At 51.1% G+C, this 15,148-nt stretch carries 14 protein-coding genes and 1 other RNA gene; 10 read left to right on the top strand and 5 right to left on the bottom strand.

Translation table 11 applies throughout. The features are described 5' to 3' along the window. Positions 1–59: 59 nt before the first annotated feature. Positions 60–263: a hypothetical protein gene (locus tag SU32_RS00835; RefSeq protein WP_144420986.1), complete on the top strand. Its 204-nt coding sequence runs from the start codon at positions 60–62 to the stop codon at positions 261–263. Positions 264–272: 9 nt separating this feature from the next. On the opposite strand, the gene SU32_RS00830 is transcribed toward SU32_RS00835, so the two are convergent. Next, a complete protein-coding gene (locus SU32_RS00830; RefSeq protein ID WP_053997414.1) occupies positions 273–1,907 on the bottom strand; it encodes a chloride channel protein in 1,635 nt (544 codons plus the stop codon). Continuing rightward, the gene (locus SU32_RS00825) at positions 1,904–2,410 is read right to left on the bottom strand and encodes a thioesterase family protein (RefSeq protein ID WP_053997413.1); all 507 of its coding nucleotides are present in this window, start codon (positions 2,408–2,410) and stop codon (positions 1,904–1,906) included. The genes SU32_RS00830 and SU32_RS00825 overlap by 4 nt, the downstream gene beginning before the upstream one ends. Before the next feature lie 143 nt (positions 2,411–2,553). Between SU32_RS00825 and SU32_RS00820 the strand changes: the two genes are divergently transcribed. Further along, positions 2,554–3,963: an FAD-binding oxidoreductase gene (locus tag SU32_RS00820; RefSeq protein WP_053997412.1), complete on the top strand. Its 1,410-nt coding sequence runs from the start codon at positions 2,554–2,556 to the stop codon at positions 3,961–3,963. Positions 3,964–4,035: 72 nt separating this feature from the next. Next, a complete protein-coding gene (locus SU32_RS00815) occupies positions 4,036–7,818 on the top strand; it encodes an AsmA family protein (RefSeq protein WP_053997411.1) in 3,783 nt (1,260 codons plus the stop codon). An 18-nt stretch (positions 7,819–7,836) separates the two neighbouring features. Here SU32_RS00815 and SU32_RS00810 read toward each other — a convergent pair whose 3' ends face one another. The 3 genes from SU32_RS00810 to ssrA form a co-directional block, all read right to left on the bottom strand. Beyond that, positions 7,837–8,064, bottom strand: coding sequence for a ribbon-helix-helix domain-containing protein (locus SU32_RS00810; protein ID WP_144420985.1), 228 nt, complete (start codon positions 8,062–8,064; stop codon positions 7,837–7,839). Beyond that, positions 8,064–8,612: an SspB family protein gene (locus tag SU32_RS00805; RefSeq protein ID WP_053997410.1), complete on the bottom strand. Its 549-nt coding sequence runs from the start codon at positions 8,610–8,612 to the stop codon at positions 8,064–8,066. The genes SU32_RS00810 and SU32_RS00805 overlap by 1 nt, the downstream gene beginning before the upstream one ends. Before the next feature lie 118 nt (positions 8,613–8,730). Then, positions 8,731–9,101, bottom strand: a transfer-messenger RNA (tmRNA) gene (ssrA, locus tag SU32_RS17045). A gap of 112 nt (positions 9,102–9,213) precedes the next feature. Between ssrA and SU32_RS00800 the strand changes: the two genes are divergently transcribed. The 7 genes from SU32_RS00800 to SU32_RS00770 all read left to right on the top strand — a co-directional run bounded on the left by SU32_RS00800 (position 9,214) and on the right by SU32_RS00770 (position 15,133). Next, positions 9,214–9,522, top strand: coding sequence for a DUF2853 family protein (locus SU32_RS00800; RefSeq protein ID WP_053997409.1), 309 nt, complete (start codon positions 9,214–9,216; stop codon positions 9,520–9,522). Between the two features lie 118 nt (positions 9,523–9,640). Continuing rightward, positions 9,641–10,435, top strand: coding sequence for a thymidylate synthase (locus SU32_RS00795; RefSeq protein ID WP_053997408.1), 795 nt, complete (start codon positions 9,641–9,643; stop codon positions 10,433–10,435). Beyond that, positions 10,432–10,995: a dihydrofolate reductase gene (locus SU32_RS00790; RefSeq protein ID WP_053997407.1), complete on the top strand. Its 564-nt coding sequence runs from the start codon at positions 10,432–10,434 to the stop codon at positions 10,993–10,995. The genes SU32_RS00795 and SU32_RS00790 overlap by 4 nt, the downstream gene beginning before the upstream one ends. Before the next feature lie 162 nt (positions 10,996–11,157). Then, a complete protein-coding gene (gene hflK / locus SU32_RS00785; protein ID WP_053997558.1) occupies positions 11,158–12,288 on the top strand; it encodes an FtsH protease activity modulator HflK in 1,131 nt (376 codons plus the stop codon). Next, entirely contained in the window at positions 12,288–13,244 is a 957-nt protein-coding gene (hflC, locus tag SU32_RS00780) for a protease modulator HflC (protein ID WP_053997406.1), read from the top strand. The genes hflK and hflC overlap by 1 nt, the downstream gene beginning before the upstream one ends. Beyond that, the gene (locus SU32_RS00775) at positions 13,244–13,432 is read left to right on the top strand and encodes a DUF2065 domain-containing protein (RefSeq protein ID WP_053997405.1); all 189 of its coding nucleotides are present in this window, start codon (positions 13,244–13,246) and stop codon (positions 13,430–13,432) included. Before hflC ends, SU32_RS00775 begins: the two co-directional genes overlap by 1 nt. Before the next feature lie 162 nt (positions 13,433–13,594). After that, complete coding sequence (locus tag SU32_RS00770; RefSeq protein ID WP_082376290.1) at positions 13,595–15,133, top strand: DegQ family serine endoprotease; 1,539 nt, start codon at positions 13,595–13,597, stop codon at positions 15,131–15,133. Positions 15,134–15,148: the final 15 nt, after the last annotated feature.

The following is a 15,148-nucleotide window of genomic DNA, read 5'->3' as shown; positions in this document are numbered from 1 at the left end:
GTTATTCTTACCAGATGATGACAGTATTTAATAAAATTTTTGTCGGATACGCTCTAATCTTGGCTGGTATCACAGTTGCAGGCGCTGCAACGCTGTCCAGCGATACGAAGATTATCAACGCAGCTTTCACTCAGCCCAGTTCGCTAGATTTTATCGTCACCGGTGGTGCCAAAAGCGATACGCAAAAAGGTGTTTTGCGCCATTTGGATGCGTGTGATGCAGATTGCCAGGCCGAGCGCCTTGGCCTCACATTCGATAAGTAATTATCCTGACTAGCGGTGTTCTTCGACGCTGGCGTCAATCAATGCCTTATTGAAGTATCGCAGCGCGTTAACCTGCAATGCCCAAGCAATAATCTTAGTCTCGTCGCGTTCGTCGACAACGGGCAGGCGCTGGTGTCCGCCTGCATCAAAGGTCCGCAATGCGTAATCGATTGAGTCTGTTGGCTTGAGCGTGGGCGTGTCTTTTTCCGTATCGATCCTTTCCGGCTCCAGGCCGGGTTCGACAACATCCATAAAATCCATCACCTTTTTGGTACGCATGATTGAGCGGTGCGGCCCCAAATGATCGAACAGGCCGCGCATTTCCAATTGCCAGTGGAAATAGGAGTGTCCGTGTACGGCCTGATTAACGCCGTGTGCAATTGCAACACACAACAAGAGCGCGATCGAAAGACCGTAGCCACCGGTCAACTCGAACACGATCATCGTGGTGGAAATCGGCGCGCCAAGCACCGCTCCGGCCACAGCGCCCATGCCTAAAATGGCGTAAAGCCCGCCGCTGGATGCAAGGTCAGGAAAAATATTTCCCGCTATCAGGCCAAACGCACCGCCGGTCGCCGCGCCAAGAAACAAGGCAGGCGAAAAAATACCGCCGCCAAAGCGCGAGGCAAGAGTGATGGCGGTTGCCAGTGTTTTTGCGATGATAAGCGTAAACAGAAGCCAGAGCGGTAATTGGTTCCACAGCATTTTGTCGGTCACTTCATAACCAACACCCAGAATGTGAGGGAGGAAGAGGGCCATGATGCCGATGGCGATACCGCCAACAATCGGGCGCATCCAGATACGCATTTTAATACCGCGCGCGACATAATCCGCTGAAAACAGCGTGAACTGGAAAAGGACGGCGACAATGGCGCAGACCATACCGAGCAAAGCAAATGCAGGAAACTCCCAATAGGAGGTGATTTGATAGACCGGAATGAGGAATGTGGTCGCTTCGTCAAACCACAGCCGTGATAAAACCGTGCCAACGGTTGAGGCAATAACAATCGGCACAAAGGAGCGCATGGCGTAATGCTGGAGAATAACTTCATGGGCGAAAAGAACACCGGCAATCGGCGCATTAAACGAGGCTGAAATCGCGCTGGCCACACCGGCCGCGAGCAATGTTTTGGAACACCATTCGGGCAATCTACGCCTATGCGTAATGAAACCGGCAAGTGTTGCGCCTAAATGGACAACCGGCCCTTCGCGTCCGGCACTGGCGCCGGAACCGAGTGAAATTGCGCTGATGACAGCCGACCAGATGCCCTGTCCGAGCGAAAGATTGCGCCCGGATGTTGTTCGCGCCTCAATGACGTCGGAAACATTGCCGGTCCGGCGTGCGTTGAGAAATTGCAGTAGCTGGCCGACGATGATGCCGCCAATAACAGGTGCGATAAACAGCCAGATGCGGGATACGTTTTGAGCCGCTGTCAGCGTATCTTCGCTCCGGTTGCCCAGCCAAGGCAGTTGGACAAGTCCTATCAATTCACGAAAGAGAATGGCGGCAACACCAACCGCCGCGCCGATGATCAGGGACAATATCCAAATGGTCAGCGCTTTCGAGTGTTTAAACGTATCAAGATTTGGCTTGATCCAGTTTATCAGCGCTGTAGGAAGCCTTTTTAAGACGGACCAATTCATGATGGTTTGTCGGCTCTCGAACGGATGCCGATTGACTGACCGGCCTTTTCGGGGCGCGGCAGCTTTAAATGGCTTTCGCTTATGGTCTCGATATTATGCAAGATATCAGGCGGGAAGGGCGTCACTTTCGGGCCGGTTGCATCGATATGCAGTGTGACTGTTTCACAGGTTGCGGCGACCGTACCATCTTTGAACCGAAGCTCCTGCCATGTGTGAAGGCGCTTTTCATCATAATTTAATATCTGGCATATCGCGGTCAGATCAGCGCCTTTATGTACTTCGCGAAGGTAATCAATCTTGGTTTGGCCCGTATAGGTCGTCATTTTGCGGGCTTTGACATATTCCTCAGTTATGCCCAACGCATAATGGAAATCGTCAAATGCCTTTTCAAACATGACAAGGTAATAGGCCATGTTGAGATGTCCGTTATAATCTATCCAGCTGTTCTCAATATCGACCGCTTTGGATGTAAAAGGTGCGGAGCTGTGAACATCATCGGACATTATGCTTTAGTTCGCCTTTTGGTGGTGGACACATGCGCGTTGTAACGGCACATTACGAAACATAAGACAACCGGCAAGTCAAATTGCCGACAAATTGAAATTCTTGAAATATATCAATGAATTTTGTCCGTGGAGGAACGTCGTTGGCGCTCAAAGATATCGCGAAAATGAAACGCAATGATGCCGGAATTTCCACAGCTCTCGGAATTCTGAAGCAAACATTCGGCGAAGCATTTCAGACCGGTGAAGCTTTACGTGAGCAGCACGCGCACACAACAACTTATATTCCGGCACAATTGCCGGACGGGGTGCTGTTTGCCAAGTCGTCAGATGATGTGCAGGCGGCAGTGGAAATCTGCGCCGAGCACAAGGTGCCGATTATCCCGTTTGGTACGGGAACGTCGCTAGAAGGCGGGGTCAATGCGCCGGCTGGCGGTATTTCGATCGATGTGAGCCAGATGAACAGGATTATTTCGGTCAATGACAGTGATTTGGACTGTGTTGTCGAACCGGGTGTGACACGTGAAGATCTGAACACCTATTTGCGCGATTCCGGCCTATTCTTTCCCATCGATCCGGGCGCCAATGCCAGTCTCGGCGGTATGACAGCAACACGTGCATCCGGCACCAATGCCGTGCGCTACGGTACGATGAAGGACAATGTGCTGTCTGTTGAGGCGGTGCTGCCAAACGGGCGCAAAATCACCACCGCACAACGGGCGCGCAAAAGCTCGGCGGGCTATGATCTCACGCGCTTGATGGTCGGCTCGGAAGGTACACTTGGAATTATCACCCAAATCACGTTGAAATTGCAAGGCATTCCGCAGGCTATAACAGGCGGTGTATGTCCGTTCCCAACGCTTGATGCGGCAGTTGAGGCGGTCATTTATACGATACAAATGGGACTGCCGGTTGCGCGCATTGAACTGGTCAATGCTTTGCAAATGAAAGCGATGATTGAATATTCAGGGCTTAATTTCGAGCCAACGCCTTGTCTGTTCCTTGAGTTTCACGGCACGGATAACGGCGTTGCTGAACAGGCCGATTTGTTTAACGAAATTGCCACCGAGCTTGGCGGCGGGCCATTTAAGTGGTCGGCTGTTCAGGAAGAGCGTACGAAATTATGGAAGGCGCGTCATGATGCCTATTGGGCATCTCTGGGCCTGCGCCCCGGCGCAAAAGGAATTTCAACCGATGTTTGCGTACCGATTTCCCGTCTGGCCGACTGTATCAGGGAAACTGAAGCTGACATTGAGGAATTCGGATTGATTGCGCCGATTGTCGGCCATGCAGGCGATGGCAATTTTCATGTTCTGCTTCTGATTGATGAGGAAAAGCCGGAAGAAATCACCATGGCGGAAAGCTTTGTCGAACGGTTGAACAACCGTGCATTGGCGATGGGTGGAACATGCACCGGCGAGCACGGTATCGGGCAGGGGAAAATGAAGTTTCTGGAGATGGAACTGGGCGGGGCTGTTGATGTAATGCGGGCGATCAAGCGTTCGATTGATCCTGATAACATTATGAATCCGGGAAAAATATTTACACTATGATTTATAAAGATTTTTCTCTGTCCTTAAATCGTCAACTTAGTCGGTCACGTTTAGGGAAAATCAGGGGCTAATTTGCGTTTATTTGTTCTCATTGGCGGTATGATCGTACTGGTGCTGCTTGCGGCACTGGTTGGGCCTTATTTTGTCGATTGGGGCGGTTATCGTGACCGTTTCGAGGCCGAAGCATCGCGTATTCTGGGTCAGGAAGTGCGTGTTGAAGGCAGCGCCTCGGCCCGTCTCGTCCCGTTTCCCTCCGTGACGTTTTCCGATGTGCGTGTCGGGCCCAAAAACGCGCCCAATATAACGGTCGAGCAGTTTTCCATGGATGTGGAGCTTGCACCGTTTCTGCGCGGCGAAATTCTTATTTTTGATATGAATTTCGTATCACCGGTTGTTCGCCTTGATCTGGATGAAGAAGGTATTCCGCAATGGGATTTTCCTCTTGAAGCACCGGTCGATCCTGCCCAAGTCACTTTAGAGCAGGCCAGTTTCAGTGACGGAACAATTGTGCTGCGCGATCAAAAGACCGGGCGCCAGTGGGACTTTCTCTCACTGAATGGCACCGCAGCGGCTCAGAGCCTGTTTGGGCCGTGGCGGGTGGAAACGAATGGGTTCGTGCGCGGCGAGGCTTTTGAAGCAAAAATTTCAACCGGCAATCTGAACCGTGAAGGCTTTTCAACGCGTATCCAAGCGCTACTGCCTGAAAGTGATTTTGAAATGATCAGTGAGGGGCGCATTGCCGCGCCATCCGCTGAACGGACAAGCTGGTATTCGGGAACTTTCTCGATAAAGCCTACAGAACAGCTTGCGCAGAATTATTTGATTGAGGGCCTTTTTGAAGCCGATGCGCGCACGCTGAAAGTTGAGCAGTTCCGCGGTGATTTCGGTGCGCTTGATGACCCTTACACAATCAATGGTTCGGCGGAAATTCTCGGCGGTCAAACGCCAACGTTCAATTTCCAGGCAAAAGGCAATCAGGTCAGCTTGAATGAGAATGTGGATGGCGAAGGCGAGCCTGTTTCGCTGTCAGCCCGTCTGTCGGAAATTCAAACTATTCTTGCCGCGCTGCCGATACCGCCCATGTCAGGCACCATTGATTTGGATTTGCCGACAATTGTTGCGGGCAATACCACCGTTCGGGATCTCAAATTGCAGGCAAAACCGATACGCGATGCTGATGGGCGTGTTTGGGATATAAATCATATTGAGGCGAAGCTGCCGGGGCGTACAGTACTGGAAGGGGCCGGAACATTGATGCTCGGTAAGGGCGAGACAGCCGCCGCCGATACATCCTTTAAGGGCAATCTGGTCGTCGCCTCACGCCAACCTTCAGGCCTGGCTGCATGGCTTACCAATGATATAGATGACACAATCCGGCTGATGGCCAATGCAGGATTTTCCGCTCAAGTCGAGCTGACAGCAGAAGAGCAGATTTTTAGCGATCTCGAACTTGTGCTTGGTGATGCACAGCTTAGTGGCCGGATTGAGCGAAAGGAAAACGCATCATCGCTGCCATATATTTCGGTTGATCTTGCGGGCGAAAATGCACGCTACGAAACTTTGGACGCATTATCACGTGTATTGTTCGGCGCAGGCAGCGGCACCTCTATTTCAGGGCATGATATTGATGCGACATTTGATCTGACGACGCCGCGCATTAAAAATATCGAAATGGGCGGGCTGGAAGCAGCTTTGCGGGTGCGCGGTGAACGTGTCGAGATCGACAAGCTATCCGTGCGTGATATTTTTGGCGCATCCATTTCCGCAACCGGTACAATGTCGGCAATTGAAGACAAAGCCGGTTACAATGCCAGTTTTGACGCCAGCCTTATTGCCGCGCAGGGCGCACCTTTTGTACGCGGATTTGCAGAAATTTATCCCGATATCGCATTACTGGACAGATTGGAAAGTGTTGCCGCGCGCGATGCGGGCGCGTTGCAGGATACCCGCCTCAATCTGGTTGGCACTGTTATGCTGCCTGCCGGTGAAGACGCAGAAGCCTCGGTCAGTCTATCAGGTGAAACCGGTGGCTCTGACCTTTCCTTGACGACGACTGTCGCTGGTCAATTGCTTGATCCGGCTCAAGCGGAACTCTCTGTTAGCGGAACGGTCACAAACGCCGAGGCAGCCGTCTTGTTGTCTCAAGCCGGTTTCGACGTTTTGCCGCTACGCCTGTTGGGCGACGGGCAACTCACGGTCAATGCCATGGGCAATATGACAGAAGGCTTGAGCACGCGGGTCAGTCTTCAAACGCCTGACAGTTTTGGCAGTGCGGAAGGTGTTCTAAAGCGCAGTCTTACGGAGTCGGAATATATCGGTTCGGCGCGGATTCAAACCGAAGATGCTGAGCCGTGGATGGATATTTTCGGTTATATTTTCCCCGCTACCGGCCTTGGTACACCGCTTGCCGGTGAAGCACGCATTGCCGTGCAAGATGGTTCGCTTGCCCTTTCGGACCTCTCCGGCCAGGTCGCTGACAATGGCTTTGAGGGCAACTTGACTGTGGCGACCGACCGTTCGAACCGAATTTTTGAAGGCACGTTGAAGCTTGCTCAACTCGACCTTGGATTTCTGGCTGGTATATTGACCGGACGCTATGATTTGTCTGACGAAACAAGTCTGTTCAGCAAGCCGCTTTATACCGAAAACGAATTTGATCTGCGTGTGGAAGCTGAAACACTTTCAACTTTGGAAAATAGCGCTTCAAATGCCCAATTGCGTGTGATTTACCGCGATAACGCGTTGTCTTTGCAAAGCATCCAAGCGTCGATATTTGGCGGTGAAATTGCCGGTTCTCTTGATGCGCAAAATGATGATGGTGCCCTGCTGCTCAACAGCAATCTTCGAATGAAAAATGTCGATCTGAAAAATTTTGCAACTGCGCCTCTTGCCGGTGTTGAGGCCAACGGAGATGTGACACTTTCGCTGACGGGGTCGGGCAATAGCACAAAGGCGGTTGTCAACTCGCTTGCAGGTTCCGGTGTTGTGGCAACAGATAGTCTGAAACTGACAGGGCTTAACGGTAATGCGCTGCCACCAATTCTAAAAGCAGCGGACGAGATCGGCTACGAGATTACGGATGCGCAAATAAAAAATATTGCGAACATGCATATTCCGGTGGGCGAAGTTTCCCTGCCGCCGCTTGAATTGCCGGTGTCTGTCAATAATGGACGCCTGACAATCGACAATATAGCTATCCAGCTTGAGCAGGCGGCATTGAGCGGTTTCATGTCATTGTCGCTCAATGACCAAACAATGGCAGGTGAGGCACGTGTGACCTATGATGCCGGTGACGAAATTATCGCCGGTTCCCAACCGGAGTTGACCGTATCGATGCAACAAGCCGGTGCTGGCGACCCCATTGCCATTGAACGGGATTATGCATTGCTGACCTCGTTTTTGAGGCAACGTGCGCTGGAACGCGAACAGGCACGTGTTGAGGCTTTGCAGGCGCGGCTATTGGAGAAGCAACGGCTTCGCCGTCAGGTGCGCTATCTTAAATATCTGCAACGTGAGAATTTTATACGCGGTGAAGAAGAGAGGCTGCGAGGATTTGCTGCAGAGCGGCGCGCGGCGATTATCAAACGTCAAGAAGAACAGCAACGCATTTTGGAAGCCCAGCGCATTATGGAAGAGCAAAAACGTCTTGCTGAAGAACAGGCCGAGCAAGAGCGCATTGAGGAAGAGCGCAGACAGGCTGAAGAGCAAAGGCTGGCCGAAGAAGCAGCGCGCGCTCTTGAAGAACAAGAAGTAGATGAAGCCGATACGGATGACGATACACCGGCCAATGACCCCTTTGGCTCAATTATCGGCCCATCGAATCCATTTCAGAACCTTCAATTTGATTCCAACTGATATCGCTTAGGTTGATGATTACAGGGCTTGGAAATGGCCTTTTTTGGCGGCATTCAGCACATACAATCTAAGCGCTGAAGACAGATTACTGTCACGCGGGCGCTCATTGTCTATTTTGGTGACAAGCGCCGCAATGGAAAGGCCGTCTTGCTTGGCCAGATGGCACAAATCATCAAAGAAAATATCTTCAAGCGAAAAGCTGGTTCGATGACCGGAGATGGAAATTGATCGCTTGCGCGCCAGCATTATTTCTTCTTGCGGAACGAATCGAGTGAAACGACATCCGCAGAACCGTCACCGTCCTCATTTGAAGATTGGTCATCTTCGTCCGGCGTTTCCTTGTTCTCTGCTTTGTCGCTTGCTGAATCATCCTGCAGGACTGACGTTGCCGCGCCGATTGTCGCCACGTCGCCGCTCGTCTCTTCCTGATCCTCTGACTGTTCGACATCAAATTCGAGTTCGAAATTGACCGAAGGATCATAGAATCCGCGAATAGCAGCGTAAGGAATATAGAGTTTTTCAGGGATGTCGGAAAATGAAAGCCCGATACCAAAGCCTGTTTCGTTGACTTCAAGTTCCCAATATTGGTGTTGAAGAACAATCGTCATCTGCTCAGGATATTGTTCCTTGATGCGGTTTGACACTTTAACGCCTTGAGCGCCTGTCAAAAACGTAATGAAGAAGTGATGATTGCCCGGAAGGCCGGTTTTGTCGACTTCAGACAGCACTTTGCGAATAACGCCGCGCAGGGCATTTTGTACCAGAATGTCATATCGCAGAATGTCTTCTGTCATCTTTTACGTACTTTCCTCTTCATTGCTATAAATGCAGATGTGCGCCGAACACGGGTTAAGGTCAAGAGGCAGGTAAGACACTTGCTCATATAAATATCTGGAAATGTGCAGAAATTAAAGTGCAGGCTTCTGTTGCCAGGTGCCTGCGAACCCCGCCTAACAGTGCGAACCGTTAGGAGTTAATGTGAAGCTGTCGCACCGCATTAAGCAGCGAGACGTGCTTCCGCGTAGTTGTCGTTTGCAACTATACAAATGACCCGATAACGGCGGTATCATGCCGAGTGAAAGTACGCTCTTTACGCCCTCGTCGATCCTATTTCGCCCCCATCATCAAAAGTTCCCGTGCTTTGAACACGATGCGAACCGTTGGTGGTGGAGGCGCCGGGTACCGCCCCCGGGTCCGAATGGTTTATTTCAACGCCAATTTATCACCATAGCTGGCAAGCCAGCAAAGCTTATATAGGTGCTATCTTTATGAAATTAAAGCCCCAAATTAGGCCGTGCGCTTGACTTTACGTAGCTGTTAAAGAACATTTGCCGGTAACGTTAGTTAATGCCGGACGATTCAGTCCAAAACCGGTCCATTCAAGAGGGGAAATCTATGAGTGACTATCTAGGTGATGTGCAACGTTATGATTCGGGCGCAAGTGAGGAAGTTGTAGACAAGATTGTTAAACATCTGGGAATCGCGTTGCGCAGCCGTGATGCTTCTCTGGTTTCATGTTCTGACCAATCAGAACTTGACCGCGTTGTTGAAAAATGGTGCGGCAAAAAGCTTGGTATGGATGAAGCGGCTGGCGGTGAACTTGTTTCTAAGGTTTGCGAAGAAATGGCCGGTGACCGCAATAAAGCGCGCGTGACGTTCTATTATCTTGTGGCAAAACACGCAGGCAAGCTCGGCGATCTTTAATGGTTGTCAAATTGCACTAGATCAAGCCCCCGTTAATCGGGGGCTTTTTTGTGCGTATCTTTATTTGGGCGACAGTCATTTGTGGATTTTTATTCAGGAATCGTAGAAGGCTCTTTGCATGCAACAATATCTCGATCTTATGTCTCGTGTGATGGAAAACGGTGCTGATAAAGGCGATCGTACCGGCACGGGTACGCGCTCCGTTTTCGGCCACCAAATGCGTTTTGATTTGAGTGAGGGTTTTCCGCTCGTCACGACGAAAAAGCTTCATTTGCGCTCCATCATAATCGAGCTGCTATGGTTTTTGCGCGGTGATACCAATATCGGGTGGCTCAAAGACAATGGCGTGTCAATTTGGGATGAGTGGGCCGATGAAAACGGCGATCTCGGCCCTGTTTACGGCTACCAGTGGCGTTCATGGCCGGCGCCTGACGGCACAAGTATCGACCAGATCGAGAAACTGGTTGAAGGCATTAAAAACAATCCGAATTCACGCCGCCATATTGTGAGCGCCTGGAATCCGGTTTTGGTTGATGAAATGGCGCTGCCGCCATGCCACTGCCTGTTCCAGTTCTATGTCGCGGACGGAAAATTATCCTGCCAGCTTTACCAGCGTTCTGCGGATATCTTCTTAGGCGTTCCGTTTAATATCGCATCCTATGCACTGCTTACGCACATGATCGCGCAGGTTTGTGACTTAGAGGTGGGTGATTTTGTGCATACGCTTGGCGATGCGCATTTATATTCCAACCATTTCGAGCAGGTTAAAACACAGCTTGGGCGCGCGCCAAAAGCGTTGCCACAGTTGAAAATCAATCCCGATGTGAAGACGCTGACCGATTTCAAGTTCGAGGATTTTGAAATTATTGATTATGACCCGCATCCGCATATTAAAGCGCCGGTGGCAGTGTGAAAAACATAGAGCCGCATATCGAGATTGTTGTTGCTGTTTCGCAAAACGGTGTGATTGGCCGTGAGGGCGATATGCCTTGGCGTCTTTCAACCGACCTTAAACGCTTCAAGGCACTGACAATCGGTAAGCCGGTTGTGATGGGACGTAAAACGTTCGAAAGTATCGGTAAAGCACTGCCAAACCGGCTGAATATTGTGATTACGCGCGATACTGACTGGCAGGTCGACGGTGTGATGCGTGTCGGCTCGATCGGCGCAGCGCTGGATCTGGCGCTCGCACATCTTGAAAGTGCCGAGCCTGATCCGGATGATCCGGACGCACCTATGCCCGATGAAATATGTGTTATCGGCGGCGGGCAGATTTATGCGCAAGCCATTGATATGGCGCATACACTCTATGTGACGCACGTGTTGGCTGAGATTGACGGCGATACGTATTTTCCGGAAATTGACAAAGATGTTTGGCAGGAAGTCTCACACGAAAATGTGCCCAAAGGCGAAAAGGACAGTGTCGAAACACGTTTCGCTATCTATGAGCGCAAAAGCGAGACTCAGCTATAAAGACAGGCTTGATGCATTAATTTTTAACTGATGCGTCAAATTTGCTCTTCAAAGGCAACGAAAAACGCGCCGAATGCGTTGAAACTGGTTAAGCTGCGTCCTAATATGTATGCTATGGCTCTGCATCTGCGGAGCTTTGTTTATTCGTTTGAGAGGATTTTGATGCCCTGGAGCAATCAGAACGGTAATGGCGGCGGAGGCCCTTGGGGCGGCGGCGGTAATAATAATGGTGGAAACGGCGATAATGGCGGCCCATGGGGCAATGGCCCAAAACGCCCGAATAATGGAGGTGGCGGTAACCAACCGCCCGATCTTGAAGACATCATCAGGCAAGGACAGGACCGTTTAAGGAAAGCTATTCCGGGCGGCGGTGGCCGTGGTTCGAACGGTGTATTTATCGTGTTGCTGGTTTTGGGCGCTCTTGTGCTTTACGGCATGCAGGCATTTTATCAGGTTGATACCGATGAACGCGCAGTCGAACTCTTGTTCGGTAAGCCGAAAGAAGAATTGTCACAGCCGGGCCTACATTTCCACTTCTGGCCGGTCGAGAGCGTTGAAAAAGTCAAAATCGTTGAAAAACAGGTGGCAATTGGTGCCGGCACAAGCCGCACCGGTTCAACCGGCCTGATGCTTTCGGGTGACCAGAACATTGTGGATGTGCAGTTTGCGGTTCTATACTCCGTGATCAACCCGCAGGATTATCTGTTTAATGTATCGCGTCCGGATGACGTTGTCCGTCAGGTTTCGGAAAGCGCGATGCGCGAAATCGTTGGACGCCGTCCGGCGCAGGACGTGTTCCGTGATAACCGTGCTGCGATTGCTGAAGACGTGCGCAATTCAATGCAGGCGACTTTGGACAGCTATGGTGCCGGTATTCAGGTCAACACTGTCTCTATCGAGGACGCTGCTCCGCCACGCGAAGTGGCTGATGCCTTTGAAGAAGTTCAGCGTGCCGAGCAGGACGAAGACCGCTTCCGCGAAGAGGCCAACCAGTATTCAAACCAGCAGCTAGGTGCTGCCCGTGGTGAAGCTGCGCAAATCCGCGAAGAAGCGTCTGCGTATGCAACACGCGTTGTACAGGAAGCAGAAGGTGAGGCGGCCCGCTTTATCTCGATCTATGACCAGTACAGGCTGGCTCCTGAAGTAACGCGTAAACGTCTCTTCCTTGAAACCATGGAAGGCGTACTGCGTGATTCAAACAAAATTATCCTCGACAAAGATGGTGGCGGCGTTGTCCCGTATCTGCCATTGCCAGAGGTTCAAAACCGCCGCAATGACGGAGGAAACAACTAATGAACAGCAATAAATTACCTATTATTGGCGCACTTCTCATTGCGGTTCTCATCGCGATCTATGCGTCCGTGTTCGTTGTTAACGAACGTCAGCAGGCTGTTGTTTTGCGGTTTGGTGAAATTCAGCGTGTTCACACAGAGCCGGGCCTTTATTTCAAGGCACCGTTTGCTTTTGCCGGTTTCGACACAGTTCAGCTGATTGACGACCGTCTGCTGCGTCTTGATTTGGCAGATACCCCGCCGGTCCAGGTTTCCGGTGGCCGCTTTTATGAAGTGAATGCGTTTCTGACATATAAAATCACAGACGCACGCCGTTTCCGCTCTGTTGTTTCCGGTGATCTTGCTGCGGCTGAAGCGCGTTTGAGAACACGTTTTGATGCGGCACTTCGCCGGGTCTACGGTTTGCGTGGTTTTGAGGCTGCGCTATCAGAAGAACGTACCCAGATGATGAGCGAAGTACGCAGCTTGCTTACAGCAGACGCAACCTCGCTGGGCCTTGATATCAAGGACGTGCGCATTGTGCGTACCGATTTGACGTCAGAAGTTTCCCAGCAGACTTATGACCGAATGAAAGCGGAACGTCTTGCCGAAGCGGAACGTCTGCGTGCGCGCGGTCGCGAAAACGCGCAGGCAATTCGTGCGATTGCAGATCGTCAGGTTGTTGAAACGGTTTCAGAAGCCAAGCGCGAATCTGAAATCATTCGCGGTGAAGGCGATGCCGAGCGTAACCGTGTGTTTGCCGATGCGTTCAACCGTGACCCTGAGTTCTTTGAATTCTATCGCTCAATGGCAGCCTATGCTTCATCATTGCAGCAGTCAGGCACAACACTTGTGCTTTCGCCTGATTCAGAATTCTTCCGCTATTTTGAAAATGCGGGTGGTACAGCTCCTGCAGCCTCCAATTCTGGTACAGCGCCTTCCAGCGCTCCTAACCAAGCGCCTAGCGCAAGCAATTGATGCTTAGCACTCTGATTACCGCCGTAGGGCTTGTTCTCGTTATTGAGGGCTTGCTCTACGGCGTTTTTCCATCTTTGGCCAAGAAGCTTGGCGAGTTTCTCATTGCAACACCACGAAACGATATTCAGATCGCGGGTATTGCGCTGGCTCTTGTCGGGCTCGTGATCGTGTGGTTTGCGCGCGGGTAATCGAAGGCTCGGCTCATGAACTTTTTAGAAATGACACGGGCATGTTTTTTCACTTTGTCGTTATCTGCCCTTTGCGGGAACGAAGTTCGGCCTTATTTCTTTTAAACAATAGTATTCAATCAGGGCACCGGCCAAAAGGTCAAAGCTTCTATGGAGGATTATATGAGAATTTCTGAGCTTGGTGCGCAACTGCGCAACGGTATTACACGCACGGGCATAGCGGCCTTGTCGGTTGCGACGATTGCCGCCACCGCGCCTGCACTTGTACCGCAGGCATCTTTTGTCACGCCAGCTTATGCTCAAAACGGACCGGTATCGTTAGCAGATTTGTCTGAGCGTTTGATCGATTCTGTGGTGAATATTTCAACTTCGCAAACAGTTGAATCCTCTCCCGGCGACCGCAATGTACCGCGGCCTCAATTGCCGGACGGCTCTCCGTTTCAGGAATTTTTTGACGAGTTTTTCAATAACCAGCCAAACCGTGGTCCTTCCGGCCCGCGTAAAGTCCAGTCTCTTGGATCAGGTTTTGTGCTTGATGCCGAAGAAGGCATCATCATCACGAACAATCACGTGATTGCCGACGCTGATGAGGTCGTTGCAAACTTCAACGACGGTTCGCGCGTTGACGCGGAAATTATTGGCCGTGATCCGAAAACGGATATTGCCGTGCTTAAGGTTGATCCTAAAGCGCATCCTTTAAAGGCGGTGTCGTTCGGTGATTCCGATGCGATGCGTGTTGGCGACTGGGTGCTGGCAATCGGTAACCCGTTTGGCCTTGGCGGTACGGTGACAACCGGTATCGTTTCGGCGATTGGCCGCGACATTCAATCCGGCCCGTATGATAATTTCATCCAGACAGATGCGGCGATTAACCGGGGTAATTCAGGCGGACCGTTGTTTAATATGGACGGCGAAGTGATTGGTATTAATACGGCGATCATTTCACCTTCTGGCGGTTCAATCGGTATCGGTTTTTCAATTCCGTCAGAGCTGGCAATGAATGTTATCGATCAGTTACGTGAATTTGGTGAAACCCGCCGCGGCTGGCTCGGTGTTCGTATCCAGCCGGTCACAGATGATATTGCTGAAAGCCTTGCTATGGACGAAGCAAAAGGCGCGCTTGTTGCCGGGGTTATCGAAGGTGGCCCGGTTGACGATGGAACAATCCAGCCCGGCGATGTGATTGTCGCATTCGACGGTAAGGAAATCGATGAAATGCGTGATCTGCCACGCATTGTCGCTGAATCGCCTGTTGGTAAAGCTGTCGATGTTGACGTTATCCGCAAAGGCAAAAAAGAAACGCTGAAAGTAACGCTTGGCCGTCTTGAAGATGGTGAGAAGCTTGCTTCGGCTGGAGGTGACAGCGACGAGTCAGAAAGCGCCGAAGAAAGCAGTTCTGTTGAATTGTTCGGCATGACACTCAGTGCGCTGGACGATGCGGCGCGTGAGACCTTTGAAATTGGCGATGATGTCACTGGCGGCGTGGTTATCACCAATGTGGAAGACGGGTCTGCTGCTGCGAGCAAAGGCGTGAGCGCCGGTCAGGTGATTGTTGAAATTGCGCAGGAAGCGGTAAAATCTCCAGAGGATATTTCCGCTGCGATTGATAATCTGAAAGATGAAGATCGTAAAAATGCGCTTTTGATGATTGCCGACAAAGACGGTAATTTGCGCTTTGTGACAATCCGCATTGATGGCTAAGGCCTATTAAATCAT

This window comes from Ahrensia marina, from assembly GCF_001293565.1.
Classification (GTDB): domain Bacteria; phylum Pseudomonadota; class Alphaproteobacteria; order Rhizobiales; family Rhizobiaceae; genus Ahrensia; species Ahrensia marina.
The sequence above is the reverse complement of the archived record's forward strand: the minus strand, read 5'-3'. Positions and strand labels throughout refer to the sequence as shown.

What these genes read in the sequence shown, in the direction of transcription:
- SU32_RS00810 (WP_144420985.1), bottom strand. Translation starts at nt 8,064, where the DNA reads ATGCTGGCGCGCAAGCGATCAATTTCCATCTCCGGTCATCGAACCAGC.
- SU32_RS00770 (WP_082376290.1), top strand. Translation starts at nt 13,595, where the DNA reads ATGAGAATTTCTGAGCTTGGTGCGCAACTGCGCAACGGTATTACACGC.
- hflC (WP_053997406.1), top strand. Translation starts at nt 12,288, where the DNA reads ATGAACAGCAATAAATTACCTATTATTGGCGCACTTCTCATTGCGGTT.
- SU32_RS00805 (WP_053997410.1), bottom strand. Translation starts at nt 8,612, where the DNA reads ATGACAGAAGACATTCTGCGATATGACATTCTGGTACAAAATGCCCTG.
- SU32_RS00825 (WP_053997413.1), bottom strand. Translation starts at nt 2,410, where the DNA reads ATGTCCGATGATGTTCACAGCTCCGCACCTTTTACATCCAAAGCGGTC.
- SU32_RS00830 (WP_053997414.1), bottom strand. Translation starts at nt 1,907, where the DNA reads ATGAATTGGTCCGTCTTAAAAAGGCTTCCTACAGCGCTGATAAACTGG.
- SU32_RS00775 (WP_053997405.1), top strand. Translation starts at nt 13,244, where the DNA reads ATGCTTAGCACTCTGATTACCGCCGTAGGGCTTGTTCTCGTTATTGAG.
- SU32_RS00795 (WP_053997408.1), top strand. Translation starts at nt 9,641, where the DNA reads ATGCAACAATATCTCGATCTTATGTCTCGTGTGATGGAAAACGGTGCT.
- hflK (WP_053997558.1), top strand. Translation starts at nt 11,158, where the DNA reads ATGCCCTGGAGCAATCAGAACGGTAATGGCGGCGGAGGCCCTTGGGGC.
- SU32_RS00800 (WP_053997409.1), top strand. Translation starts at nt 9,214, where the DNA reads ATGAGTGACTATCTAGGTGATGTGCAACGTTATGATTCGGGCGCAAGT.